Source organism: Streptomyces sp. NPDC032161 (assembly GCF_040636995.1).
Lineage (GTDB): Bacteria > Actinomycetota > Actinomycetes > Streptomycetales > Streptomycetaceae > Streptomyces.
Map to the genome: position 1 here is coordinate 117,538 of NZ_JBEZVN010000011.1, position 25,492 is coordinate 143,029.

At 74.5% G+C, this 25,492-nt stretch carries 22 protein-coding genes; 12 read left to right on the forward strand and 10 right to left on the reverse strand.

The genetic code is table 11. The annotated features are described in order from the left end of the window. Positions 1–298: 298 nt before the first annotated feature. Together AB0E67_RS21250 and AB0E67_RS21255 are read right to left on the reverse strand one after the other, a co-directional pair. The gene (locus AB0E67_RS21250; RefSeq protein WP_362028967.1) at positions 299–1,294 is read right to left on the reverse strand and encodes an MASE1 domain-containing protein; all 996 of its coding nucleotides are present in this window, start codon (positions 1,292–1,294) and stop codon (positions 299–301) included. Positions 1,295–1,341: 47 nt separating this feature from the next. Next, entirely contained in the window at positions 1,342–2,190 is an 849-nt protein-coding gene (locus AB0E67_RS21255) for a PP2C family protein-serine/threonine phosphatase (RefSeq protein WP_362028970.1), read from the reverse strand. Positions 2,191–2,422: 232 nt separating this feature from the next. On the opposite strand from AB0E67_RS21255, the gene AB0E67_RS21260 reads away from it, so the two are divergent. Next, complete coding sequence (locus AB0E67_RS21260) at positions 2,423–2,722, forward strand: DUF1876 domain-containing protein (protein WP_351522312.1); 300 nt, start codon at positions 2,423–2,425, stop codon at positions 2,720–2,722. 116 nt (positions 2,723–2,838) lie between these two features. Here AB0E67_RS21260 and AB0E67_RS21265 read toward each other — a convergent pair whose 3' ends face one another. From AB0E67_RS21265 to pgm, 5 genes are all read right to left on the reverse strand, one after another. Next, the gene (locus tag AB0E67_RS21265) at positions 2,839–3,426 is read right to left on the reverse strand and encodes a hypothetical protein (protein ID WP_362028974.1); all 588 of its coding nucleotides are present in this window, start codon (positions 3,424–3,426) and stop codon (positions 2,839–2,841) included. 287 nt (positions 3,427–3,713) lie between these two features. Next, positions 3,714–5,417, reverse strand: coding sequence for an acyl-CoA dehydrogenase family protein (locus AB0E67_RS21270; RefSeq protein WP_362028976.1), 1,704 nt, complete (start codon positions 5,415–5,417; stop codon positions 3,714–3,716). Positions 5,418–5,601: 184 nt separating this feature from the next. Further along, the gene (locus tag AB0E67_RS21275) at positions 5,602–6,228 is read right to left on the reverse strand and encodes a TetR/AcrR family transcriptional regulator (protein ID WP_362028979.1); all 627 of its coding nucleotides are present in this window, start codon (positions 6,226–6,228) and stop codon (positions 5,602–5,604) included. A 37-nt stretch (positions 6,229–6,265) separates the two neighbouring features. Continuing rightward, the gene (locus AB0E67_RS21280; protein WP_362028982.1) at positions 6,266–8,332 is read right to left on the reverse strand and encodes a SpoIIE family protein phosphatase; all 2,067 of its coding nucleotides are present in this window, start codon (positions 8,330–8,332) and stop codon (positions 6,266–6,268) included. A 202-nt stretch (positions 8,333–8,534) separates the two neighbouring features. Next, positions 8,535–10,175, reverse strand: coding sequence for a phosphoglucomutase (alpha-D-glucose-1,6-bisphosphate-dependent) (gene pgm / locus AB0E67_RS21285; protein ID WP_362028985.1), 1,641 nt, complete (start codon positions 10,173–10,175; stop codon positions 8,535–8,537). A gap of 182 nt (positions 10,176–10,357) precedes the next feature. Between pgm and AB0E67_RS21290 the strand changes: the two genes are divergently transcribed. Beyond that, positions 10,358–10,675, forward strand: a complete 318-nt coding sequence (locus AB0E67_RS21290) for a cupin (protein WP_362028988.1) — start codon at positions 10,358–10,360, stop codon at positions 10,673–10,675. Here the strand turns inward: AB0E67_RS21290 and AB0E67_RS21295 are convergent. Then, complete coding sequence (locus tag AB0E67_RS21295; protein ID WP_362028991.1) at positions 10,665–11,939, reverse strand: MFS transporter; 1,275 nt, start codon at positions 11,937–11,939, stop codon at positions 10,665–10,667. The two genes, AB0E67_RS21290 and AB0E67_RS21295, sit on opposite strands and share 11 nt — an antisense overlap. A 79-nt stretch (positions 11,940–12,018) precedes the next feature. On the opposite strand from AB0E67_RS21295, the gene AB0E67_RS21300 reads away from it, so the two are divergent. From AB0E67_RS21300 to AB0E67_RS21330, 7 genes are all read left to right on the forward strand, one after another. Further along, entirely contained in the window at positions 12,019–12,942 is a 924-nt protein-coding gene (locus AB0E67_RS21300; RefSeq protein WP_362028993.1) for a LysR family transcriptional regulator, read from the forward strand. 162 nt (positions 12,943–13,104) lie between these two features. Further along, positions 13,105–13,989, forward strand: coding sequence for an ABC transporter substrate-binding protein (locus tag AB0E67_RS21305; protein WP_362028995.1), 885 nt, complete (start codon positions 13,105–13,107; stop codon positions 13,987–13,989). 91 nt (positions 13,990–14,080) lie between these two features. Next, positions 14,081–15,034, forward strand: coding sequence for a carbohydrate kinase (locus tag AB0E67_RS21310; RefSeq protein WP_362028998.1), 954 nt, complete (start codon positions 14,081–14,083; stop codon positions 15,032–15,034). Positions 15,035–15,368: 334 nt separating this feature from the next. Then, positions 15,369–16,679 (forward strand): beta-ketoacyl-[acyl-carrier-protein] synthase family protein, encoded by a 1,311-nt coding sequence (locus tag AB0E67_RS21315; RefSeq protein ID WP_362029001.1) that lies wholly within the window; start codon positions 15,369–15,371, stop codon positions 16,677–16,679. Positions 16,680–16,714: 35 nt separating this feature from the next. After that, positions 16,715–18,652, forward strand: coding sequence for an acyl-CoA dehydrogenase (locus tag AB0E67_RS21320; protein ID WP_362029004.1), 1,938 nt, complete (start codon positions 16,715–16,717; stop codon positions 18,650–18,652). 252 nt (positions 18,653–18,904) lie between these two features. Beyond that, positions 18,905–19,183 carry an acyl carrier protein gene (locus tag AB0E67_RS21325; RefSeq protein WP_362029007.1) on the forward strand — a complete coding sequence of 93 codons (279 nt, stop codon included), beginning with the start codon at positions 18,905–18,907 and terminating at the stop codon, positions 19,181–19,183. Continuing rightward, a complete protein-coding gene (locus AB0E67_RS21330; protein WP_362029010.1) occupies positions 19,180–20,403 on the forward strand; it encodes a beta-ketoacyl-[acyl-carrier-protein] synthase family protein in 1,224 nt (407 codons plus the stop codon). Before AB0E67_RS21325 ends, AB0E67_RS21330 begins: the two co-directional genes overlap by 4 nt. Positions 20,404–20,656: 253 nt before the next feature. On the opposite strand, the gene AB0E67_RS21335 is transcribed toward AB0E67_RS21330, so the two are convergent. Next, complete coding sequence (locus AB0E67_RS21335; RefSeq protein WP_362029013.1) at positions 20,657–21,649, reverse strand: PRC and DUF2382 domain-containing protein; 993 nt, start codon at positions 21,647–21,649, stop codon at positions 20,657–20,659. Positions 21,650–22,012: 363 nt separating this feature from the next. Between AB0E67_RS21335 and AB0E67_RS21340 the strand changes: the two genes are divergently transcribed. Next, entirely contained in the window at positions 22,013–22,792 is a 780-nt protein-coding gene (locus AB0E67_RS21340) for an adenosylcobinamide amidohydrolase (protein ID WP_362029058.1), read from the forward strand. Positions 22,793–22,845: 53 nt separating this feature from the next. Here AB0E67_RS21340 and AB0E67_RS21345 read toward each other — a convergent pair whose 3' ends face one another. Next, positions 22,846–23,754 (reverse strand): RNA polymerase sigma factor SigF, encoded by a 909-nt coding sequence (locus AB0E67_RS21345; RefSeq protein WP_362029015.1) that lies wholly within the window; start codon positions 23,752–23,754, stop codon positions 22,846–22,848. A gap of 491 nt (positions 23,755–24,245) precedes the next feature. Between AB0E67_RS21345 and AB0E67_RS21350 the strand changes: the two genes are divergently transcribed. Beyond that, on the forward strand, positions 24,246–24,971 hold the full coding sequence (locus AB0E67_RS21350; RefSeq protein WP_362029018.1) for an HNH endonuclease family protein: 726 nt from the start codon (positions 24,246–24,248) through the stop codon (positions 24,969–24,971). Continuing rightward, entirely contained in the window at positions 24,968–25,255 is a 288-nt protein-coding gene (locus tag AB0E67_RS21355) for a hypothetical protein (RefSeq protein WP_362029020.1), read from the forward strand. The genes AB0E67_RS21350 and AB0E67_RS21355 overlap by 4 nt, the downstream gene beginning before the upstream one ends. Positions 25,256–25,492: the final 237 nt, after the last annotated feature.

The following is a 25,492-nucleotide window of genomic DNA, read 5'->3' on the forward strand; positions in this document are numbered from 1 at the left end:
CACACGTGCCATTTCGCTGGAGTTCCGGTGAAGTTCAGACATCCGCACCGACTCGGGACTCGTCCCGTTCCGTGCCGGATCTCTGGCTCTGTGGTCATCTGCTCGTGTGTGGGGGATATCGGGCCCGTCGGTGTGCGGATCTGTCCATGATCTGTCGCATGGTCCCATCAACCGGCGCGTCCCGGGAGACCGCCCCGGCGGGCCGCGGCCTTCTCCCGGTGTCTCACGGGGCCGGGCGGCCAGGTGGGACACGGTCCGGGCGGAAGGCCTCCGCCGCCGTCCGGGCGGGAGGTCCGGTTCAGCGTCCCCCGGCTTCGTCCTCGGCCCGGGACGGCCAGGCCGCCGCCGTTCTCCCCGGCGCCAGCCGGTCCACCACCTCGGCCAGCTCCTCGCAGGCGTGCTCGATCCTCCGGCGGATGTTGCTCTGCTCGGTGACCACGGCGGCGAGCAGCAGCGCGGTCAGGGCCACGGAACCATTGAGCAGGGCCAGATTGACCATCACATGGAGGACGCTGTGACCCTCGAACGGGCCCACGCCCTGCGTCCCCGCGATCGCGGCCATCATCGACACGAGGAACGCGCACGGCGCGCTGCCCGCCAGCCGGAACCTCAGGGCCGCCCAGACGAGCAGCGGGAAGACGAGGTAGATCATCTCCAGCGAACTCCTGGTGGCCACCCACGAGACCGCCACGGTCGCCACCGCCAGCGCAACCGCCTCGATCCACCGGTCGGTGAGCCGGGGCATCCGCGCCCTGCGCAGCACCAGCAGCAGCGGGGTGACGACCAGCACCCCCATCGCGTCCCCCGACCACCAGGCCGTCCAGACCGGCCAGAACCCGTGCGCCGGCAGGTCGCCGTCCAGCACGAGCACGGAGGCGCCCACCGTCGCGCTGACGGTCATGCCCAGCAGCGCGCCGGGGAGGACCAGCGCCAGCCCGTCCCGCAGCCGGTCCAGCTCCCTGCGGAAACCGGCTCTGCGCAGCATGAGGTACGAGCAGAGGGGAGCCAGGGTGTTGCCCGCCACGAGGACGCAGGTGAGGAGTGAGACCGAGTCCTCCAGCGTGGAGACGACGCAGAGGGAACCCAGCGCGATGCCGGGCCAGACCCGCGGTCCCAGCTGGATCAGGGCGCTCAGCGCGATGCCCGTCGGAGGCCAGAGCGGGGTGACGGCCGCGCCGTGGACGGACACCCCGGGGATCAGTCCGAGCCCGCCGGCGGCGTAGTAGGCGGCGGCCACCGCCAGGACCTGCAGGACGGCCCGGGCGGTACGTCTGGTTCTCTCGCTGCGGATCACGCACCTCATCAGACACCGACCCGGACGCGTGACGGCAACATGACACGCTAGGCCTGGCCCGGTCGTCGGTTCTGGCCGGGTGCGGCCCCGTGGCGCAGGACGAGGACGGCCGCGTCGTCCCGGTGCCCCGTCCGCTCCGCCGCGCGCAGGACCGCGTCGGCCAGCTCACCGGCATCGGCGGCGACCCGGGCGGACACCAGGCGCGCCACGGCCGCCAGACCCTCGTCCACGGGGATCGAGGGCCCCTCGACCACGCCGTCCGTGAGCAGGACGAACGCCCCGGGCGCGGTCAGCCGCCGCCGTGTGACCGGATACCGTTCCCCCGGCCGTATGCCCAGCGGCAGACCGCCCTCGTCGGAGGTGACCCCGGCACGGCCGTCCGCCGTGGCCCACACGGCGGACACGTGCCCGGCGCGGGCGCTGCACAGCTCCCGGGTGACCGGGTCGAGGCGGACGAACGTACAGGTCGCGAAGAGCTCGGAGCCCACGGACAGCAGCAGGTCGTTGGTCCGGCCCACGACCTCCCCGGGGTCCGAGGCCGTGGCGGCCATCGCCCGCATCGCGACGCGAACCTGGCCCATGAACGCCGCCGCCTCGACGTCATGTCCCTGGACGTCCCCGACGGCGAAGGCCAGTGCCCCGTCGGGGAGCACGAAACCGTCGTACCAGTCGCCCCCGATGTCCAGCCCGCTGCGGGCCGGTGCGTAGCGGGCGGCGGTCCGCAGTCCGGGAAGGTCCGGCAGCGACGTGGGCAGCATGCCGCGTTGCAGCGCCTCGGCCAGTTCCACCCGTGCCCGGTGCAGCTCCACCTCACGGCGCGCCCGCGAGGTGAGCTGTTGCAGAGTGGTGAGCAGTTCGCCGGCGCTCGCCGAACGGGGAGGACGACGCCGGTTCATGAGGCGCTCCGCACTCGGTGGAAGTGACTCACGCATCCTATTTCGGCGGTGTGCTTCCCGCAGGGCGGGCCGGAGGAGCGGAACGCACCCGTATGCGCGGGGCGGGACGGAACGCGCCGGGACGGACCGGAACGCGCGGACGGAGCCGGACGGGTGGATGCTGAGGAGAGGGGCGGCAGGACGGTGCCGTGCCCGGCGACCCGGGGCCGGGCACGGCGGCAGGAGGTGCGCGATGACCCGCACGCTGGAATGGAACGTCCACGTCGGCCTGACCGAGGAGGACGGCACCACCAGGGCCGAGGCGGTGCTGGACACCGGCTCGGAGAGACTCGTCGGGCACGGGGTCGCCCGCTGCAATCCGCAGGACGTGGACATCCCCGCCATCGGCGACGAACTCGCGGCGAGCCGCGCCATGAAGGATGTCGCCGCCCAGCTCATGAAGGCGGCCGACGAGGAACTGGAGTCGGTCGGCGCCGGACCCGCGAGCGGACCCGTGGCGCCCCCCTACGCCTGGTCCGACACCACGGCCTGAGTCCGGGCCTCCGGGGCGCGGCGATGCGCCCCCGGAAGCCCGGCCGGGGCGCGCCGGGCTCGGGTCGGCATGTGCCGGCGCCCGGTGGGACCGCCGTCGGTGAACGCCCGTCCGGCTCAGCCGGACGCGTCCTGGTCGGAGGCGGGCAGACCGATCGGGTTCGGGAACGGCAGCAGCGCGTCCGCCGTGCTCTCGGCCAGTGGGCCCAGCAGTCGGCCGGCCAGCCGGTCGGTGGTGTCCTCGGCCAGATCGCGTTCGGCGCGGCGCGCCGTGACGGCCGAGCGCGCGTCGATCAGGCCGCGCGAGCGCAGGCGTTCCTCGGCGTCCGCCCACTCCGGGTCGCTCCACCCGCTGTCGAGCTGGATGCCCTCGCGCGGGACCCGGCCCGTGGCGGCGGCGAGCACGAGCGCCTCCGGGGCGTCCAGACCATGGTCGGCCAGCGCGGCGGCGTGCGCGTCGCCCCGGAACTCCCGTAGCACGGTGGTCAGTTGCCACAGCCGTTCCCCGGGTCGGCGCGGTCGCACAGCGGGCGGTTCGCGGCGAACAGGGGGGCGGCCGAGGTCCGAGGCGGCCTCCACCATCGCCATGAGCGACGGGGCGAGCTGACCGGCCAGGGCGTCGACACCGGGCACCAGCTCGCGCAGCGCCCGCGCGGCCGGCCGTGCGCGCAGGTCGACGAGCGCCCCGGGGCCACGCTCTCCCACGAGGCGGGCAGTGCCCGTGCCACCATGCCGGGGGCGAAGACGGCCAGGACCGAGGTCGCGGTCTCCGGGCGGACCGGCCCCATCGGGGCCGTGCGGGTGGCGAAGTACCCCGTTCAGAAGCCCTTGAGGCCGACGGACCTGCCGATGCCCCGGCACTCCTCGTCGAAGTAGATCACCGCATGCAACGGTTCGGTGCGGCGCCACAGCGTGCGCGCTCTCGATTCCATGGCCGCCGGCACACCCCCCGCCGGACACGCGCCCGGCCCGCCCGGACGCGCGCGGGCCCCTCACGCGGCGGCGCCGGCGTGCCGCTCGACGATCGCCGCGGCGTCGGTACCGCGCGGCAGCACCCCGTACTGGTGGCCGCGCTCCTCCCCGAGCCGGGCGGCGACGAACGCCTCGGCGCTCGCCGCGGGCGCGTGACGCAGCATCAGCGAGGACTGCAGTGCCAGGGCCATGCCCTCGACCGTCGCCCTGGCGCGGGTCTGCGCGGCGAGCGGGTCGCGCAGGTCGTCCGCCAGTTCCCGGCGCAGCCGGTGGATGTGCGCGTCCAGCACGGGATGGGCGCCGGACGTGGTCCCCAGCTCGGCCCAGAAGGCGTCCAGCGACCGCGGGGTGCGGCCGATGCCGCGCAGCACGTCGAGGGCGACGACATTGCCCGAACCCTCCCACACGGCCATCACCGGCTGCTCGCGGTAGCGCCGGGCCAGCGGCCAGTCCTCCGTGTATCCGTTGCCGCCCAGGCACTCCAGCGCCTCATAGGCGTGGTGCGGGCCGCGCTTGCAGATCCAGTACTTGGACACCGCGGTGGCCAGCCGCCGGAACATCTCCTCGTCCTCGCCGCTGTCGGCCTCGTACGCGTGGGCCAGGCGCAGCGAGGTCCAGGTCGCGGCCTCCGTCTCCAGCGCCAGGTCCGCCAGGACCGAGGTCATGGCGGGCTGGTCGGCCAGCCGGGCGCCGAACGCGCTGCGGTGCCGGGCGTGCCAGATCGCCTCGGACACCGACTCGCGCATCCCCGCGGTGGTGCCCAGCACGCAGTCGAGACGGGTGTGGTTGACCATCTCGATGATGGTGCGGACCCCGTGCCCGGGTTCACCGATCCGTACCGCCCAGGTGCCGTCGAACTCGACCTCGGAGGAAGCGTTCGACTTGTTGCCCAGCTTGTTCTTCAGCCGCTGGACCCGGATGGTGTTGCGGGTGCCGTCGGCCAGCACGCGCGGCACGAGGAAGCAGGTGAGCCCGGCCCCGGCCTGGGCCAGCACGAGGAACGCGTCCGACTGCGGGGCGGAGAAGAACCACTTGTGACCGGTGAGCAGATGGGCCCGGCCCTCGGGGTCGGAGGCGATCGGCACGGCCCGGGTGGTGTTGGCGCGGACGTCGGAACCGCCCTGCTTCTCCGTCATCCCCATGCCGAACGTCAGCCCGGACTTGTCGGCGGGGGCGATCGGCCGGGGATCGTACGAGCGACTCAGCAGCCCCGGCAGCCAGTCCCGCCCCACCTCCGGATCGCGCCGCAGCACCGGGACCACGGCATGGGACATGGAGATCGGGCAGGCGTGACCGGGCTCGATCTGGGCGAACAGCATGAACGCCGCAGCCCGCGCCACCGCCGCCCCGGGCCTGGGGTCGGCCCAGCCCGCCGTGTGCGTGCCGTGGCCCACCGCCGCGCCGATGACCTCGTGGTACGCGGGGTGGAAGTCGATCTCGTCCACGCGGTTGCCGTAGCGGTCGTGGGTGCGCAGCACGGGCGGGGAGGCATGGGCGAGTTCGGCGTTCGCCCGGAACCGCTCGGACCCGACCAGGGCGCCGATCTCGTGCAGTTCCGGTTCGCGCCAGGCCGCGCCGAAGGCCTGCACGGCCTGGACGAGCGGCGGGTTGGCGGCGTACTCGTCGATGCCGGCACGGGGCGGTGCCTGGTTGGTGACCTCGTGGGTGCGGTACGGGGCGGGCGCCTCGGGCCGGGGGCCGGCTGCCTGCGGGGTGAGGGTCATCGCGGATTCCTGTCCTGGGTCGGTGGGCGGGCGACGAGGGCGACGGTCCGGCGGGTGGAACAGGTGCGGTGGAACGGGACCGGACGATCGACTGCGGGACTGCGGGACTGCGGGACTGCGGGACTGCGGGTGGTCGGTGCGGCGGTACGTCGTGGGGTGCGCGGTCGGGGGCGGTGCCGAACGGTCACCGGGGGCGTGGTGGGGCGGTGTCGGCCCCGACCGCGCGCAGGCACAGCGCGGTGATCCCCGCCACGACCGGCTCCGGGTCGGTCCGCTCGCCGACCGGCGACAGCGGACCGAGCAGGGCCTCGCCGACCGCCCCGATCACGGCCGCGGCCGACAACCGCGCGTTCTGTTCGGGAAGTTCACCCGCGGCCACCCCGGCGGCGACGACCGACTCGGCGAGGGCGTGGTAGTCGCGCCGGTAGGCCAGGCGCTCCTGTTCGACGAGGGGATCGACCGGTTCGGCGAGCAGCGCCCACGCCGTGCGCGGGGTGCGCAGCGCACGGTGGGAGAAGACCTCGACCAGGGCGCGCAGCTGTCCGGCGGCCCCGGTCCCGGCCCCCACCGCCTCCCGCACCGCGCTCAGCTCGTGACCGGCGACATGGCGGAAGACGGCGGCCAGCAGTTCCTGCTTGGAGGCGAAGTGGTTGTAGACGCTCCCGGTGGCGACCCCGGCCCGGTCGGCGAGCGCGGAGACGCTCGCCGCCGCGTACCCGCCCTCGGCCAGGAGTTCACGGGCGGCGTCCAGCAGCCGTTCGCGGTGGGCGAGCCGGGTCGCCTCCGTACGGGCGGTGGGTCGGTAGGCCACGATGTTCTGAACCTCGATTCATATCTTTGTGTGGCACTCAACCATGCTTGTGCGCAGGGGGCAATGGCCCTGCGGCGGACGCGTCCGGGATCTCCTGCTCGGTCCACAGCGTCTTGCCTTCGGCGCCGTACCGCACGCCCCAGTGCGCGGCGAGCCGGGAGACGATGAACAGCCCGCGCCCGCCCTCGTCGACGGTGCGCGCGTGGCGCAGATGGGGTGACACCCGGCTGCTGTCGTGCACCTCGCAGGTGAGCGTGCGGTCCAGGATCAGCCGCAGGCGCAGCGGCGGGACGCCGTAGCGGATCGCGTTGGTGATCAGTTCGCTGACGATGAGTTCGGTCGCCTCCGCCGTCTCCTCGTCGAGGTTCCAGCCGTCGAGCCGGTCGCGCACGAGCGTGCGCGCGATGCCGGGGGTCGTCCGGTCGTGGGCCAGGTCCCACGCCGCGACCCGGTCGTCCGGTACCGCTCCGGTGCGGGCGACCAGGAGGACGGCACCCTCCGCGTGCGTCTCGCCCGGCAGGCCGTAGACCACGTCGTCGCACAGGTCCTGGACGCTCCGTCCGGGCCGCGCGAGCGCCTCCCGCACCCGGTCCGCGGTCTCCTCGCCGGACAGGAGGGGCCCGGTGAAGAAGGCCAGGACGCTGCCCTCGGCGAGCCGCAGAACGGCCATGGCGAACGGCGAGCCGTCGGTGTCGAACAGCGCGGGCCCCTCCGGGACGTCCAGGGCGGTCGCGGTGCCGTCGGGCGTGACGAGGACCGGCGCCGGGTGTCCCGCCCGGGCCACGGTGCAGGTGCGGGCCAGGGGGTCGTAGACGGCGTAGACGCACGTCGCGGTCAGCGGCTGGGCGTGCCCCCGGCCGACGGGCGGCGGCTCCGCCTGCTCGGCGGCCAGCCGGACGGCGGTCTCGGCGAGCCTGGCCAGGACCTCGTCGGGCTCCAGGTCGAGACCGGCCAGGGCGTGGATCACGGTCCGCAGTTGGCCCATGACGACCGCAGCCCGCAGACCGGAGCCCTCGACGTCGCCGACGACCAGAGCGGTGCGCGCGCCGGAGAGATTGATGGTGTCGAACCAGCCCCCGCTGCCGCGGCCGGGCAGCAGTACGTGCGCCGTCTCGACGGCCACCCCGCCGCCCTCGCGCTGGGGCAGGAGCCTGCGCTGCACCGCCGACGCGATCACGTGGTCGCGCACGTAGCGCCGCGCGTTGTCGACACTCAGGGCGGCGTGCGCGGCCGCCGTCAGGGCGAGAGGAAGATCGCTCTCCTCGTACGGGGCCGTGTCCCGGCACCGGTAGAGGCTCACCAGGCCGAGCACCGCCCCGCGCAGCGTCAGCGGGACGACGATCAGGGAGCGGGCCCCGGTCGCCCGGACCAGCCGGGCGGTGTCGGGGGCGGCGTCGAGCCATGGCGTCCGGTCGTCGATCGGTACGAGGCGGGCCCGCAGGTCCGACGCCGCCAGGGAGTGCGGCGTACGGGCGGGCAGCCGGCGCATCTCCGCGACGAGGTCGTCCAGGCGGCCCTCCGCGTCCGGGCCGCGCACGGCCGCGCGGCGCAGCGGGACCGCGGCCCCCAGGGGGCCGGGCGGCGTATCCGAGCCGCGCACCACATCGTCCACCACCTCCACCACCGCGAGGTCGGCGAACATCGGAACGACGGCTTCCGCGAGCGCCTCGCAGGTCGTCGCGATATCGAGCGACGTACCGACCTTCGTCCGCACGGCCGCCAGGCACGCCGCCCGGACGCGTTCCTTCTCCCGCTCGTCGACGTCGACGACGGTGGCCAGCAGCCCGAGGACACGGCCGTCCGCCTCCTCCAGCCGGTGGACCGACACCATGAGGCTGCGGTCCGGGCCGGGGGTGTCCGCGAGCCTGCCCCGGATGACGTGGTCGTACACGGAGGCGCCGGTGTCCAGCACCTCGCGCAGCATCCGCTCCTCCCTGTCCGGCCGCTCGCACCGGTACACGTCCGTGAAGTGACGCCCCACCAGGTGCTCGGCGGCCCCGGCGCCCGACAGACTGGCCGCCCGCACCAGACGCAGCCGGGTGTCCAGCACGTGCAGCCCCACCGCCGACTGGGCGAACAAGGCGCGCAGGAGCGCCGCTCCCATGGCGTCGGGCCGTGCCGACGCTGGGTCCGGTGCACCGGCATCCGACACGGGTTCACCCCCACGAGGCTCCGCCTCCGCGCGGACCGGAGGCCGGTCACCAGCGTCGGTCCGCTTCGCGCGCGCCGCCACCGGCGGGCGGTGTACGGGTGAACCGCCGCGGGCGTGCCCCGCCCCCGCCCCCGACCCGGCCGGGGGCGGGGGCTCAGGCGTCCAGGGCCGCGGAGACCACGGCCCTGGCCTCCTCCTGCACCCGGCCCAGGTGGTCGGGGCCCAGGAACGACTCGGCGTAGATCTTGTAGACGTCCTCGGTGCCCGAGGGACGTGCGGCGAACCAGGCGTTCTCCGTGGTCACCTTGATGCCGCCGATCGGCGCGCCGTTTCCGGGCGCCTCGGTGAGCACGGCCGTCACCGGCTCGCCGGCCAGGGCGCCGGTGCCGACCTGCCCGGCGGAGAGCCGGGCGAGCACGGCCTTCTGCTCGCGGGTGGCCGGGGCGTCCGTCCGCGCGTACGCCGGCTCACCGAACCGGGAGGTCAGCGCCGCGTAGTGCTCCGAGGGAGACCTCCCCGTCACCGCGAGGATCTCCGAGGCGAGCAGCGCCAGCAGGATGCCGTCCTTGTCCGTCGTCCACACCGAACCGTCGCGGCGCAGGAACGAGGCCCCCGCGGACTCCTCGCCGCCGAACCCGAGCGACCCGTCGGCCAGCCCGTCGACGAACCACTTGAAGCCGACCGGCACCTCGACCAGCCGCCGTCCCAGACCGGCGGCTACCCGGTCGATCATCCCCGACGAGACCAGCGTCTTCCCGATGCCCGCGGCGGCCGGCCAGCCCTCGCGGTGCGCGTACAGGTAGTCGATGGCGACGGCCAGGTAGTGGTTCGGGTTCATCAGCCCGCCGTCGGGGGTGACGATGCCGTGCCGGTCGGCGTCGGCGTCGTTCCCGGTGGCGATCTGGTACTGGTCGCGCCGGGCGATCAGCGAGGCCATCGCGAAGGGCGACGAGCAGTCCATCCGGATCTTCCCGTCCCAGTCCAGCGTCATGAACCGCCAGGTGGGGTCGGTCAGCGGGTTGACCACGGTCAGGTCGAGCCGGTGCTCCTCGGCGATGCGGCCCCAGTACGCGACCGAGGCGCCGCCCAGCGGGTCGGCGCCGATGCGCACCCCGGCGGCGCGGACCGCGTCCAGGTCGAGCACGGACGGAAGGTCGCCGACGTAGGCGCCGAGGAAGTCGTACGTCCCGGTGGTCGACGCCGCACGTGCGCGGGCGTACGGCAGCCGGCGCACGTCCTTCATGCCCGCGGCGATGATCTCGTTGGCCCGCTCCTGGATCCAGCCGGTGGCCTCGGAACCGGCCGGTCCGCCGTTCGGCGGGTTGTACTTGAAGCCGCCGTCGCCGGGCGGGTTGTGGGACGGGGTGACCACCACGCCGTCGGCGAGGTGCGAGGTCCGGCCCCGGTTGTGGGTGAGGACGGCGTGCGACACCGCCGGGGTCGGGGTCCAGCCGTCGGCCGGGTCGACGAGCACGGTCACGTCGTTGGCGGCGAACACCTCGACGGCGGTGATCCGGGCCGGTTCCGACAGGGCGTGGGTGTCCGCGCCGAGGAAGAGCGGTCCGTCCGTGCCCCGGCGCGCCCGGTACTCGACGATGGCCTGGCTGGTGGCGGCGATGTGGTCCTCGTTGAACGCGGTGGCCAGGGACGACCCCCGGTGTCCGGAGGTGCCGAACGCCACCCGCTGGTCCGGCACGGCCGGATCCGGGTGCAGCGTGTAGTACGCCGTCACCAGCCGTGCCACATCGGTGAGATCCTCCGGCCGGGCCGGCTGTCCCGCTCGTTCGTGCGGCATCCGTCAGTCCTCCGTATCGGTCGGTCGTCGCGGTCTTCCCCCGTGCCATCTTCCCGGGTCGTGCGCGCCGGGCCGTGGGCACCCCGCCGCAACGGCGGGGTGGGACGCGGCACCGCGTGTACGGCGGGCAGGAGGGGGCCCGCAGGATCGCGCGGGCCCAGGACCTGCGGCACAGTGGGCACATGGACGACCTGACTGCCCTCGCCGACGAGCACCTGGCCGCGGCCCGCGCCTCCGCGCACGGCCGCAGCGCCCACCGACTGCTGCATCAGGAGCCCCTGCGCCAGACCGTCATCGCCCTCACCGCCGGCACCGCCCTGGACGAGCACAACGCGCCCGCGGCGGCCTCCCTCCAGGTGCTCCGCGGCCGGGTGCGTCTGACCGCGGCCTCGGGGGACGTGGAGGTGGGAGCCGGGGGGCTCCAGCCCGTCCCGAGGGAGCGGCACGGGCTGGCGGCGCTGGAGGACGCCGTGGTGCTGCTGACCACCGTCAACGAGTGACGGCGCCGGGGACGGGACGCGCGGCACCAACCGTCCTGACCCGCTCCAGCACCCACAGCACCAGGCTCGTCGCGGCCAGCAGACCGCCGAGCAGGCAGACACCGCCCCAGCCCGCCCGCGACCAGACCACCGAGGCGAGCGCGGAGCCGAGCGCGCCGCCCAGGAAGAACAGCGTCATGAACCCGGCGTTGATCCGGTTGCGGGCCTCCGGACGGAGCGCGTAGATCACGTTCTGGCAGCTGTTGAGCCCCGCCTGCTGGGCGATGTTGAGCGAGATCACCCCGACCGCCAGCCACGGCAGGGACGACTCCCCGGCCAGCAGCGGCAGCCACGAGAGGGTGAGCAGGGCGCCCGCCGTCCCCGACACCGCCTGCACCCGGCCGCGGTCGCCCAGCCGGGCGGCGACGTTCATGCCCAGGACCCCGATCACGCCCAGCAGTCCGAACAGCCCGATGGCGGCGGCGTTCCAGTCGAACGGCGGCCGGGTCAGCAGGAACGTCAGCGCCGTCAGCTGCACGCTGTACGAAGCCATCGAGAACGCGCCGATGGCCGCCCTCCAGCGCAGCAGCGGCTCCTGCCGCAGCAGCGCCAGAGTGGACCGCAGGAGACCGGTGTACGACATCGAGCCGGCCTCGCGCGAGCGCGGCAGCCGGGGCAGGCGCAGCTGCAGCAGCACCGCCATCACGGCCATGAGCAGGGCGTTCACCCAGTACGCGGTGCGCCAGCCACCCAGCTCGGACAGGGCTCCGGAGGCCAGTCGGCCGAACAGTCCGCCCAGCAGCACCCCGGACATGACGACACCGACGACCCTGCCGCGTTCCGCCGGAGCCGCGAGGGTCGCCGCGAAGGGAACCACGACCTGTGCCCCCACGGAGGTCAGCGCGACGAGCAGCGTCCCGGCGATCAGCAGCGGGCCGCCCGGGGCGGCTGCCGTCAGCAGCAGGAACAGGGCGGTGAGCGCGAACAGGGACACGGCGAGCCGCCGGCGTTCCAGCACGTCCCCGAGCGGCACGAGCAGGATCAGGCCCAGCGCGTACCCGGCCTGGGCCGCCGTCACGATCAGGCCCGCGGCGGTGGCGCCGATGTGCAGATCCCGCTGGATGACGTCGAGCAGCGGTTGCGCGAAGTAGTTCCCGGAGGCGGAGAGCCCGGCGGCCAGGGCCATCAGCGGCACCGAGCCGCGGGCGAGGGCGGGAAGACCGGCAGGGCCGGGGAGTGGGCGGGGGACGGCCCGGTTTCGGGTCCCCGCGGTGGAATGAGCCATGCGCCCAGCGTCGGGGTTCCCCCATCCATGAGTCCAACACATGTTTTTCATTCCATCGATCATGATTCACGATGGATGGATGGAACTTCAGCAGATGCGGTACGTCCTCGCGGTGGCGGAACTGGGGAGCTTCACCCGCGCCGCCCAACAGTGCCTGGTCGTCCAGTCCGCGCTCAGCCACCAGATCGCCCGCCTGGAGAAGGAACTCGGTGCCCGGCTCTTCGACCGCACCAGCCGCCGGGTGCGGCTCACCCCGGCGGGCGAGGCGTTCCTGACGCACGCCGGACAGGCGCTGGAAGCGGCGGAACGGGCCCGGAGCGAGGTCGCCGCCGCGGTGGGGGAGGTCCGCGGCCGTCTCGCGGTGGGTGCCATCCCCACCATCGGCTCGGTCGACCTGCCGGCCGCGCTGGGGGCGTTCCGCCTCCGCCATCCGAAGGTGCGCGTCGTCCTGCGCGAGGGGGCCAGCAAGGACCTGGTCCAGGAGGTGCGGGACGGCGCGCTCGACGTGGCGTTCCTGGGGGTGCTGCCGAGCTACCGGCCCACGGGAGTGAACGACCGGGAACTCGCCACCGGCGAACTGGTCGCGGTCGTCGCCCCGGCCCACCCCCTGGCGGGGGAGACCGAGGTGGGCCTGGACCGACTGGCGCGCGAGACGTTCGTCGACCACCCCGCCGGCACCGCCGCCCGGGCGCAGTCGGACGAGGCCTTCGCGGCGATGGGCCTCACCCGGGAGGTGGCGTTCGAGGTCGGCGGCACCGACTTCATCGTCCGGCTGGTCCGCAGCGGCCTCGGCGTCGCCCTGCAGCCGGCCGCCTTCGCCGAGCAACTGACCGGCGTGCACGTGCTGCGCGTCCGCGAGGCGCCCGCCCGCACGGAACGGCTCGTCTGGAGCCGCTTCCGCCCCACCCCCGCGGCCGCGGCGTTCCTGACCGGACTCGGTGTGGACCCGACGGCCGGGACCGGGGAGGCGGGTGCCGCCCCCGACGGCCGGGACGATAACTGACGGTATGTCATATACGTTCAGACGGTGGCGACTTCGCGCCAACCCTGCCGAACCGGCCGACGGCGGAGGATGCCGCACGCATTTGCTGGGCAGGTGCTGGTGTACGACGCACGGACGAACGGGCGAAGACGCCCCGGCGAACGGTGCCGCAGGGCGTGCGAGGTGAGGGAGCGGACTGTGTGGGAGTTCACCGACGACCGTGGACAGGTGGCGACCGCGGCGCGGCGCCCGGCACGGGTGCTCGCCTATGTGCAGGCCGGAGCGACCCTGTGGGACCACGGGACACGCCCGGCCGCGATGTTCGGCTCCGACCACGACGACCCCGCCGTGCCGGACGCGGCGAAGACCGGATCGCTCCCGGTGGACACGGTCGCCTACGTCGGGGTGGGCAGCTCCCTGGACGGGGACACCCTGCTGGGCGGTGAGCCGGACCTCGTCGTGGCCGTCAGCTACGGCGGCGGACAGGTCTACGCCCTTGCCCCGGAGACCGCCAAGCACCTGGAGGAGCACGTTCCGGTCGTCGTCCTCGACGTGGGACGGGCGCGCTCCTTCGCGCAGGTCACCGAACGGTTCGCGGCACTCGCCCGGTCGCTCGGGGCAGAGGCACCCACCACGGGGACGCGGGACCTGGAGACCGCCCGGGACCGGCTGCGCACGCTCTGCGCCGGGGCGGGCCGGCCCCGTGTCGTCGCGCTCTCCCCGGCCGGACAGGAGCAGACCCATCTGGCACGCCCCCGCATGTGGCCGGAGCTGCGCGTGCTCGCCGAACTCGGCGTGGACCTGGTGGAACCGGCCGACGGGCCGGGCGCGAGCTGGTCGACGGTCGGCTGGGCCGAAGCGGCGGCGCTGCGCCCCGACATCGTCCTCGCCGACATCCGGGTCAACGCCACGCCGCTCGACGACCTGCGGACGAACGAGGAGTGGGCGGCGATCGAACGGGCCGCCCGGGTGGTCCCGTGGAACCCGGAGCCGGTCTGCGGCCCGCGGGCCCACGCGCGCTTCCTGGACCTCGTGGCGGACGCGGTGGAGGGCACCACCGGCCGGTGACCGCGGCCGGGGCAGGATGGAGCCCACCGCGACCGCACGCCGCGCCGTCCGCCGGGGCGCCGCGGCCCCGCACGCCAGGAGACCCCGCCCCATGCCCGACCGCCTCGACCCGCTCGTCATCGGTGAATGCGTCGCCGACATCGTCCGGCTGCCGGACGGGACCGTCCACGTCCACCCGGGCGGCAGCCCCGCCAACGTGGCCCACGGCCTGGCGCGGCTCGGGCACGCCGTCACCCTGCTCACACAACTGGGCCCGGACGACCACGGACGCCTGATCAGGAGTCATCTGGCCGAGGCCGGGGTCGAGGTGCGCACGGACGGCAGCGCGGCCCCCACCCCGTCGGCCGTCGTGACCCTGGACCGCGAGGGCCGGGCCGCGTACGCCTTCGAGATCGCCTGGACGCTCGCCCCGGTCGCGCCGGAACGGCCGCCCCACCACGTCCACACCGGTTCGATCGCCGCCGTGACCGACCCCGGCGCGGCCACCGTCCTCGCCGCCGTCGAGTCGCTGCGCGCCTCCGCGACCGTCAGCTACGACCCCAACGTGCGGCCCGCGCTGATGGGCGACCACGAAGCCGCCGTCCGCAGGGTCGAGCACTGCGTCGCGCTGAGCGACGTGGTCAGGGCCAGCGACGAGGACCTGGAGTGGCTGTACCCCGGCGAGGAGCCGGAGACGGTCGCGCGGCGGTGGCTGGGCCGGGGGCCGGCCGTCGTCCTCGTCACCCGCGGCGGCGACGGCGCCCTGGCCGTCCTGCCCGGCGGGCGGGTCACGGTCGACGCGTTCGCCGCCGACGTCGTCGACACGGTTGGGGCGGGCGACGCCTTCATGTCCGGCACCCTGCACGCCCTCGCCGCGCACGGGCTGCTCGGCCCGGACGGCAGGGAGCGGCTGCGCGCGGCGGACCGGTCCACTGTCGCCGACGTCCTGCGCCACGCCGCCGCCTGCGCCGCCGTCACCGTGGCACGGGCCGGGGCCAACCCGCCGGACGCGGCCGAACTGCGGGCGGCGCTCGCCCGCGACCGGTCGCGGCGCCGCGACACCTAAGGGCTGTCCCGTAATCCCTGGCGGGCGCACGACGACAGCTACGGCACCTCGCCGCGTTGTCGGAACGCCCGCATACATCCAGCATGCGGACGTCCCTCCGCCTTGCGATGCACCGCATCCGACGCCGCGCGCCGATCCGCCAGGGATTACGGGACAGCCCTTCGGGGCCGGCCGTACGGCACCCGTGAGGTGCGGCGGACGGGGGAACGCGTCACCCGCGCACGGCCCGGACGGCCGAACCGTGACCCGTTCGGCTCATAGAGCGCATCCTCCCCGGGGCTACGGCCGTTCGACAACCGGTAGGCGTGATCGATTACGGAGGAGGGGGCGGAACATGGGGCGGGCCGACACGGGTGTCGCGGTGACCGGCGTGGGGATGGTGACTCCTGCGGGAGCGGACGAACGGACCTTCTGGAAGGGGCTGTGCGCCGGGGTGTCACTGGCCCGGCGCTGTGAGCAACTGGCCGGGCTGCCGGTCGACTTCGCCTGTCCGGTGGACGGGATCGACCTGGACGAGGCCGTCGGCGGGCGTTCGGTGTGGCGGATGGCGCGGTTCGTGAAGATGGCGCTGGTCGCCGCCCGCGCGGCGGTGGCCGACGCCGGGCTGTCACCGCAGCGGTGGGACGGCGGCCGGGTGGGCGTGGTGCTCGGGGTCGGCGTCGGCGGGGTGGCCGTGCTCACCGACAACGCGCGCAGGCTGGAGCACGACGGACCGGAGGCGGTGTCGCCGCTCCTCGTCCCGATGATGATGCCCAACGCAGCCGCGGGGGAGGTCGCCATCGCGCTGCGGGCGCACGGCCCCAGCCTCGCCCCGGCCACCGCGTGCGCGTCCGGGGCGACCGCGATCTCCCTGGCCCGCGACCTGCTGACGAGCGGTCGGTGCGACGTGGTGGTGGCGGGCGGCGCGGAGTCGGTCGTGACCCCGCTGGTGGTGAGCGCTTTCGCGGGCATGGGCGCGCTCTCGCTGCGGACCGCCGACCCGGCGGGGGCGTCGCGTCCGTTCGCCGCCGACCGGGACGGATTCGTGATCGGTGAGGGGGCCGCCGTACTGGTGCTGGAGCGCACGCGCGACGCGTACGCCCGCGGCCGGCGTCCGCGCGCCCTGCTGACCGGCACGGGATCCGGCACCGACGCGCACCACCCCACGGCCCCCTCCCCGGACGGGGCCGGTGCGCGCCGGGCGGTGGAGGCGGCGCTGCGCGAGGCCGGATGGGCCGCCCACGAGGTCGACCACATCAACGCCCACGGCACGTCCACCCGTCTCAACGACGCGATGGAGGGCGGCCTGATCTCCGGCATGTTCCCGCACCGGCCGTCCGTGACCGCGCCGAAGGGCGTGCTCGGACACACCCTCGCGGCGGGAGGCGCGATCGAGGCGGTGGCCACCGTACTGACCCTGGAGCACGGCCTGGTGCCCCCGGTCGCCAACCTGGACCCGCTGCCGGACGGCTCCGACCTCGACTGCGTGGTCGAGGAGCCCCGGGCGCAGGACGTCGAGCGCGCGCTCAGCCATTCCTTCGGCTTCGGCGGGCACAACGTCGTGCTCGCCTTCCGGCGCGTCGACGAGGACCGTCCGCTGCCCCGGCGACGGCGTCCCGACGCGGGGCGCGACCGGCGTACCGGCCCCGGTGTCCTAGTGCCGTGACCGGCACTAGCCGTTGACTGAATCGTTGATGTCTCATGACCGCAACGATCGACAGCCCGTTCACCGAACGGTCCACGGAACTCCTCACCGCGGTGCTCCTCGGAGAGGACCACCACCGCGAACACGGTTTCTGGCGGCGGCTGATCGCCACAGAACCGTTCCGGCGACCGGACCGCCCCACCACCGGGCAGCGTCTGCGCCTCGCGTACGACCGCCTGCGCGCGCTCAACGACGGCCTCGTCCACGGCCTCGACGGCGACGTCGACGACGGCCTCGCCACCGGCCCCGACGGCGGCGCGCGGCTCGCCGCCGCCCCGCGCGCCCTCGCGGCCCTGCACGAATGGCTCGGCCCGGTCGACCCGGCGCTCACGACCGTGGCCGGGATCCACTACAACCTCTTCCTCGGCAGCCTCCTCGACCACGACGGCCCCGGCCGCCGCGACCTGTCGGACTTCCTCCGGCTGCGCAGCACCGGCACCTTCCTGTGCACGGAGGTGGCGCACGGCAACGACGCGGCGGCCATCGAGACCATCGCCCGCTACGACCGCGCCCGCGACGGGTTCGTGCTGCACACTCCGCACGCCGGTGCCCAGAAGTTCATGCCCAACACCAGTCCGGCGGGTGGCCCCAAGGCGGGGCTCGTGGCCGCCCGGCTGCTCGTCGACGGCGCCGATCACGGGGTCTTCCTCTTCCTCGTACCGCTCACCGACGCCGAACGCCCCCTGCCCGGTGTACGGGTGCGCAGGCTTCCCGCGCGCATGGGGAGCCCGGTGGACCACTGCCTGACCTCCTTCGACCGGGTCCTCGTGGGGCGTGACGCGCTGCTGGCCGGGGACCACGGGCGGATCGGCGACGACGGTGTGTTCAGCAGCGCGATCGGCAACCGCAGGCGGCGCCTCCTCGCGTCGATCGGGAGGGTGACCGCCGGGAAGATCTCGATGAGCGCCTGCGCGGTCGGCTCCGCGCGGGCCACGCTCGCCGTCGCCGTCCGCTACGGCGGCCACCGCCACGTCTCGGGACCCCGTGGCACGGGACAGGTGCCGGTGATGGCCCACCGCAGCCACCACGGGCCGCTCGTCCGCGCCATGGCCACCGTCTTCGCGATGAGTCTGCTGCACCGCAGGGCCCTGGACCACTGGGAGGCGGCACGGGGGGACGTGGCGGAGACCTGCCGGGAGGACGCGGAGCGGCTGGTCGCCGTCGCCAAGGGGTGGATCACCTGGCAGGCCAGGTCGGTGATCGTGGAATGCCGCGAACGCTGCGGCGCGCAGGCGCTCCTGGAGAGCAACGGCATGAGCGCGCTGCTCACGGGGGTGGAGGGCGCCATCACCGCGGAGGGCGACAATCTGGCGATCCACGCCAAGGCGGCCGCGGAGATGCTCCTGGCCGCCGAACCGGCCGGGCACGCCGTCCCTTCCGGTGGCGAACCGGGCGAACTCTCCGACCCGCGGTTCCTCGTCGGGCTGCTGGCGGCCCTGGAGCGGATCTGGTTCGACCGCGCCGGGCGGCGCATGGGAAGCGCTCCGCACGGCGATCCGCTGGCGCGGTGGAACGCCGCCTCCGGGCCCGCCCTGCGAGGCGTCGAGGCCCACGCCCACCGGCAGGCGGCCGAGGCGTTCACGGACGCGGCGCAGCGGCTGCCGCAGGGCCGCGCCCGCGAACAACTCACTTGGCTGCAACGGCTGTTCGCGCTGGACCGGATCGCCCTCGGCAGTGGCGACCTGCTGGCCGCCGGCTATATGACTCGGCATCAGGTCGTCGAACTTCCGGACGCGGCGGACCGGTTGATCGCCGCCCTCGTCGACCGGCTCCCCGAACTCGCCGACTCCTTCGCCCTGCCCGCCGAACTCCTCGCGGACTGGCCCATCGCCGGGGACGGCTACGTCGACGCCTACGACGACCCGGAGGCCGCCTGGCACCGGAACGGAGGAGGGGACCCGGCCGCGGTCGCGGCCGAGCGGCGGGAGCGGTGAACGACACGGGGAGCACCGGCCGTGGCCATCGGGTCAGGGAGGCGGCCGGTGTCCTCGTGGTCCGTGTCGTGCTGCTGGTCTTCTGGGGGACGCCGGCCGTTCTGGTCCGCTGGCACGTGTCGCCGCCGGCCGGCCGTGCGGAATCGGTTCGCCATAAGGCGTAACTGGATCGACGTCACTCAGTTGATCCGGCGTCGGGACGATGTCGTCCCACTGCGCCGACAGTCGTACCGAATGATGGAGAGGCAGCTCATGAGTACGATTCATCCGCGGATCACCGAGGTCCTGACCCATACCTTCAAGGTGCCGCCATCCGAGATCCACCCGGATTCCACGATGGACAGCCTGGAGATGGACTCCCTCGCCGTCGCCGAGTTCGCCGTGCTGCTCAGGGAGACGACGGGGGGCGAAACGGACCTGGACAGGATCCCCAAGGACGCCACGCTGGCCGAGATCTCGCGCTTCATCGACCCGCCGCGCGGCTGCGTGACGCCGGCCCGCCCCGAGGCGCACCTGAGCAACGCCCGATGAACAAGCCGGACATCGCCGTCACGGGCCTGGGAATGATCACCCCGGTCGGCAACGACACGGAATCCACCTGGAAGGGTGTGTGTGCCGGGGTCTCGCCGGTGCGCACCGTCCCGGAACTCGACGGCTGCGCGATCGACTTCGCCTGCACGGTCGACGGGATCGATCTCGACGCCGCGATCGGGGGCCGTACGTCCTTCCGGATGGGGAAGTACGTCAAGCTCGCCGTCGTCGCGGCCCGGGAGGCCGTCGCCGACTCCGGACTGGACCCGCAGCGGTGGGAGGGCGGCCGGGTCGCGGTCGTCGTCGGCACCAGCAGCGGGGGTTCCGCGGCACTGACCGAGCAGGCCGTGGTGCTCGACCGGCACGGGCCCGACGCCACGTCGCCCTCGGGGATCCTGCTCACCATCCCGAACATGCCCGCGGCCGAGATCGCGATCCAGTTCCGGGCCACCGGTCCCAGCCTGGCGCCGTGCACCGCCTGCTCGTCCGGGGCCACCGCCCTGTCCGTCGCCCGCGACCTGCTGGCCACCGGGCAGTGCGACGTCGCGATCGCCGGGGCCACCGAGTCGATCGTCTACCCGGTCGCCATGACCGGATTCGCCCGGTCCGGTGCCGCGGCCCGGGCGGTCGGCGACCCGGCCCGGCTGTGCCGTCCCTTCGCGGCCGACCGGGCCGGACTGGTCATGGGCGAGGGCGCCGCCGTCATGGTGCTGGAACGCGCGGACGACGCGGCGGCCCGGGGCGCCGCGCCGAGGGCCCTGCTCGCCGGCACCGGCGCCACCACCGACGCCCACCACCCCACCAGCCCGCATCCGTCCGGCGCGGTGGCCCAGGCCGCCGTCGAGGCAGCGCTGCGGGACGCGGGCTGGACGCCCGACGACGTCGACCACGTCAACGCGCACGGCACGGCGACACCGAGCAACGACGCCACCGAGGCCGCCCTCATCGGCCGGGTCTACCCGCACCGGCCGCCGGTCACCGCGCCGAAGGGGGTACTCGGCCACTGCATGGGGGCGGCGGGGGCGATCGAGGCCGGACTGACCGTCCTGACGCTCCAGCGCGGCGTCGTGCCCCCGATCGCCAACCTGGACGCCCCGGCGCCCGAGTTCGACATCAACTGCGTCGTCGGGCAGCCGCTGCGGCGGCCCGTCCGGCGGGCCGTGAGCCACTCCTTCGGTTTCGGCGGGCACAACGCCGTGCTCGCCCTCCAACGGCCGTAGACCGGGGACGGCAACCCGCACGGCCGACCGCGCGGCGGCGCACGCCGGCCGGGTCGTGCCGGACCCGGGCACGACCACCCGGCCACCATCCCGGTGCCCGGCACCGGCGCGATCCGCCCGTGCCGGTCACCTCACGCCCCGGTCCCGCGGGGCGGCAGCCCGCGGGCGCGGAAAGGGCGGACCCGCGACACGCCCGGGTCCGCACCCCTCGCCCTCCGTCTCCCGGCACGGCGGCCGGGTGCGTCGGACCGGCTCAGCGGTGGCGTCCCCGGCCGGACTCACCGCCGGGGCCCTCGCGGCCGATGTTCCTGTCGTCCGTGTAGTCGATCTGTTCCTTGCGGAGTTCGGCGGAGATCTCCTTCTGCTCGGTCACCCGCTCGGTCTCCAGGCGCACCCGCTCGACGGGCACGGTCTCCTTGCGCGTGGTGGCGCGCTCGGCGTGCAGGGTGACCTCGACGTCCTGCTCGCGGATGTTCGTGGGCCCCGTCGCCCTCTCGCCGGGCTGCAGCGGCTCGCGGACCACCCGTACCTCTTCGTGCGTCAGCGGCACCGTCCTGGTGACGTTCTCCGTGACGACGTACTTGTGCAGGCGGGCCCTGCCGCTCTCGTACTCCTCGGTGTTGACGCGCAACTGCTCCTCGGAGCGGATCAACTCCTCCTTGCCGCGGAGTTCGGCGGACCGTTCGGTGCCCGCCCCGGCGCCGACCAGCGGCCGGTCGGCCGTTCCGGCGTCACGGTGCCTGCCCGTGCCCGATCCGGCTCCGGCCATGCCGGACGTGCGCGGCGTGGTGCGGGAGGTGTCCGCGCCCGGGGCGGAGGTGCCGGTCGTGGCCGATGTCCCGCGCCCGGTTCCGGCCGCGCCCATGGCCCCGGTCCCGGTCGTGGTTCCGGTGCCCGCCGGGCCGCCGAGCCTGCCCTTGGTGTTCCTGGCGAGGCCGTAGTGACGGTAGAGCTCCTCCTCCTCCGCCACGGACAGATGCGCGTCCGCGTCCACCCGCGGGGCTTCCTTGACGCGGTCCTTCGGATGCGAAATGTGCAGGTCGGAGCCCACGCGGCGGGCTCCGGCAAGGGGCACGAAACTCTCCTTCATGCCGAACAGGCCGGTCTTCACCGTGATCCAGTCCGGGCGGCCCGTGTTGTCGTCGACGTACACCCGTCCCACACTGCCGACCTTCTCGCCCGCGGTGTCGTACACCGTCAGACCGTCGAGTTCTCCGGAATCCGTGAATCCGTCAGCGGCTCCCATGACCGATTCCTCCTCACCCGGGCGCGTCCTGTGGCTGGGTCCATCAGGGGAGGCGCGTCCGATTCCCATCGCGCCTCACCCGGATGGACGCTGCAACCGCCCCGCCCCCGGAGGCCGGCCGCCGCACGCGTGCGGCGTCGGCGGTTGCGGCGTGGCACGGCGGTGGGCGGGCCGCACCTTCGTTAGGCCAATCGAGTGAGGGCGGCTTCCGGCGGGTACCCCGACGTGGCGCACCGGCGCGCCGCGGCGGGGCGGCACGGGCCGGGCCCGGGGACGCCATGGGCCCGGCCCGTATGATCGTCCGGCCGTCCGCCGGTCCCGTCCCGCCGTACCACCCGGGGGTGTCCCATCAGTTCCGTACGCATCCGGCTGCCCCAGCAGCGCGGTGAGCTGCTCGCCCGACGCGAGGACGGTCTGGACCTCCACCATCTGGTGTGGCGGCTGGGACCGGGGTGGCGGGTGTGCAGCAGTGCCGTGCTCGGCGGAGGCATCGGCCCGCGCGGGTGGATCCTCAACGCCCAGGTCCCCGGTGGCTACCCGCGCACGGATCCGGACCGCCACCTCGCCGAGATCGCCGCCGCGGAGCGCCTCACCGGGCCCGGCGCCGGCCTGATGACGGCGGCCGACGTCACCGCGTACGCCCTCGCCACCGACGAGGGGGTGACGGCCACCGCCACCTGCGGCCTCGGCGTGCGCGGCTGGGCCGCCGCCCCCGCCCGGGAGACCGGTGCCGCCGACGGGGACGCCGGGCGGCCGCCGCGGCCGGGCACGGTCAACATCGTGGTCACCCTGCCGGTGGCGCTCTCCGACGCGGCACTCGTCAACGCGGTCGCCACGGCCACCGAGGCCAAGGTGCAGGCGCTCCTGGACGCGGGACTCGACTGCTCGGGCACCCCCACCGACGCCGTCTGCGTCGCCGCGCCCTGCCCGGGAGGCACCCCGGGCGAACCCTTCGCGGGACCGCGTTCCCGCTGGGGCGCGCGACTCGCCAGGGCCGTGCACGCGGCCGTCCGCGAAGGCGCGCTCCGGCAATCCCGGGAGTCCACCGTGGCGCGGGCCGACCGGAGCGAGGCGGGCGAACCCGCTCCGGACGCGGCAGACGAAAGGGAGTGCTCTCCTCATGCTCCCGAACACCCCCGCTGACCCCGGCGCCACCGGCCCCGGGGCCGGCGCCGCCGCGTCGCCGGGTCGCCGGGTCACTCCTCCACGCACATCCCGCTGCGCAGCTTCCGCAGGATCCGGCTGATCAGCCGTGACACGTGCATCTGCGAGACGCCGAGCTCCGCCCCGATCTGGGACTGCGTCATCTCCTGGCCGAAACGCATGTCGACGATGCGGCGCTCGCGGTCGTCGAGGCCCCCCAGCAGCGGCGCGAGCGCGTGCAGGTTCTCCACCGTCTCGATGGCGGGGTCGGGGCCGCCCAGGACGTCGGCGAAGGTGCGCCCCGGACCGCGGTGCCGACGCGTGCCCACCGGTTCGGCCGGCATGTCCAGCGAACCCGCCGTGTACCCGTTGGCCGCCACGAGCCCCTCGCCGACCTCGTCCTCGCCCAGCCCCAGCCGTTCGGCGAGCTCGCGGACGGTGGGTTCGCGGTCGAGCTCCGCGGCCAGCGACTCCGTGGCCCTGGCGATGTCGGCCCGCAGCTCCTGGAGCCGGCGCGGCACATGGACGGCCCAGCCGGTGTCGCGGAAGAAGCGCTTGATCTCCCCGGTGATGTAGGGGACCGCGAAGGAGGTGAACTCGACCTCCCGGGAGAGGTCGAAGCGGTCGATGGCCTTGATGAGCCCGATCGTGCCGACCTGGACGACGTCCTCCATGTCGCCGCCGCCCCGGCTCCGGAACCGTCCCGCGGCGAACCGGACGAGGGAGAGGTTCATCTCGATGAGGGTGTTGCGCGCGTACTGATGGGCCGGGGTGCCCTCCTCCAGGGCCCGGAGGCGGTCGAAGAACAGCCGGGACAGTTCCCGCGCGTCCGGCGGGGCGAGCCTGCCCGCGTTCTCGATCCACGGCAGCTCGCCGTCGTCGGCGGCGCTCTGCGGGCCGCTCTCGATCCTCCCGGCTCCCGCACCGTCCGTACGGCCGGTCCGCGCGGTGTGCGCCGTCATCTCGTCACACTCCCCTGGTCGTAGGTGAGGTGTGAGCGCCTGCCCCCGAAAGCGGGCGCTCATGCGGAGGAGCGGTGGCCGGACGGCGGGAGCGGCGGTCAATGGCCGGGAACCGTCGTGATGGCCGGTCAGGAGCACGGGGGGCGGACCGTGCCACGCGCGGGGCCGTCGGCCGCGCCGGGCACCGGAACCGCCCCACCGGTACGGGGGAGCCCGGTGGGGCGGCCGTCTCCAGACTGCCACAGCCGACGGCCCGCCGGGGCCGACCTCCGTACATCCGCTGGTAGTTGAGTCGAAATCGACGGTGGCCGAACCACGCACCGCCGGTCCGGGGCCCGGTCGCGCGGACGGCCGTCGCGAGGGTGCCCCCGGAGAACCGGAATAGTCCGTTCGAGTGGCTGGGAGTTGCGCGAGCCGACCGGAGGACCGGAGCCGATAGGGTGTGCAGGAACGTTTCTTGACTGTGAGTCTTCGAGGGGTGCGTCCAGGTCATGGTGGGTCAGCGGCGTTGGTGGGGGCGGGGCTTGGCGACCGTGGCCGTTCTCGCGGTGGCCGGGTGTTCGGTGGTCGACGAGGCGGCGTCACCCGCCACGACGGACGGCAAGCCGACCGCCACGGCCTCGGCCGGTTCGGGCGGCGGCCGGGCCGACGGGCCCGCCTCGACCCTGCCGGGCGTGCCGACCGCCGAGCAGGCGCGGCAGGACCTGGTGGGGCTGAAGGTGGCCGCACACGGCTCGATGTCCGGCTACAGCCGCTCCAAGTTCCCCCACTGGGCCTCGCAGGGCGAGTCCTGCGACACCCGGGAGACGGTGCTGGGGCGCGACGGGACCGGCGTCGAACGGGACGACAAGTGCCGGGCGGTGTCCGGGAAGTGGGTCAGCGTCTACGACGACGAGACGTTCACCAACGCCTCGGACCTGGACATCGACCACACGGTGCCGCTGGCCAACGCCTGGCGTTCCGGGGCCCGCGCCTGGACGCAGGACCGGCGCAAGGCGTTCGCGAACGACCTGACCCACCCGCAGCTGCTGGCCGTCTCGGCGGCCTCCAACCGCTCCAAGGGCGACCAGGGGCCGGACGAGTGGCAGCCGCCGACCAGGACGTACTGGTGCACCTACGCCCGCTCCTGGGTCTCGGTGAAGGCGACGTACGAGCTGTCGGTGACCGCGGCGGAGAAGGACACGCTGGGCGAGATGCTGGACACCTGCGGCTCATGAACGCGCCCGAACCGGCAGGCCCGGGGCGGCTCGTGGACGACGTCGTGGCGGGCCCCGGCGGGGCGATGACCGACGAGGTCGGTGTCATCACCGGGGAGCTGACCGTCGCGACCGTCCCGCGGCCCGACGGGCGCGCCGACATCGCCGTCCAGTACACCGAAGCCGACGAGTGGTACACCCTCGCCGGCAGTCCCGTGCCGCTGCCGCCCGAGGGGCCGGAGGCCCTGCACCGGGACGTCCTCGCCCGGATCCGCCACGGGGGCGCCGCGCGGGCCACGCCCTGAACCGGCCGTCCGCCGGCCGACGTCGGCCCACGGCTCCCGCCGATCCTCCGGCTCGTCCGCCGGGCGGCGGGGGGACGGCTCGCCCGTGCGATCGGCCGCGGCCCGTCGGGACGGCCGCCGTGCCCCGACGCGCCACGAGGCGCGGGGTGACCAGGGGGAGAGGACTGGCCGACGACACGCGTCCCGGCCCGACCGACCGCGCGGGCGCGGAATTCGGCGCCGCTGCCGGGCCGAGGA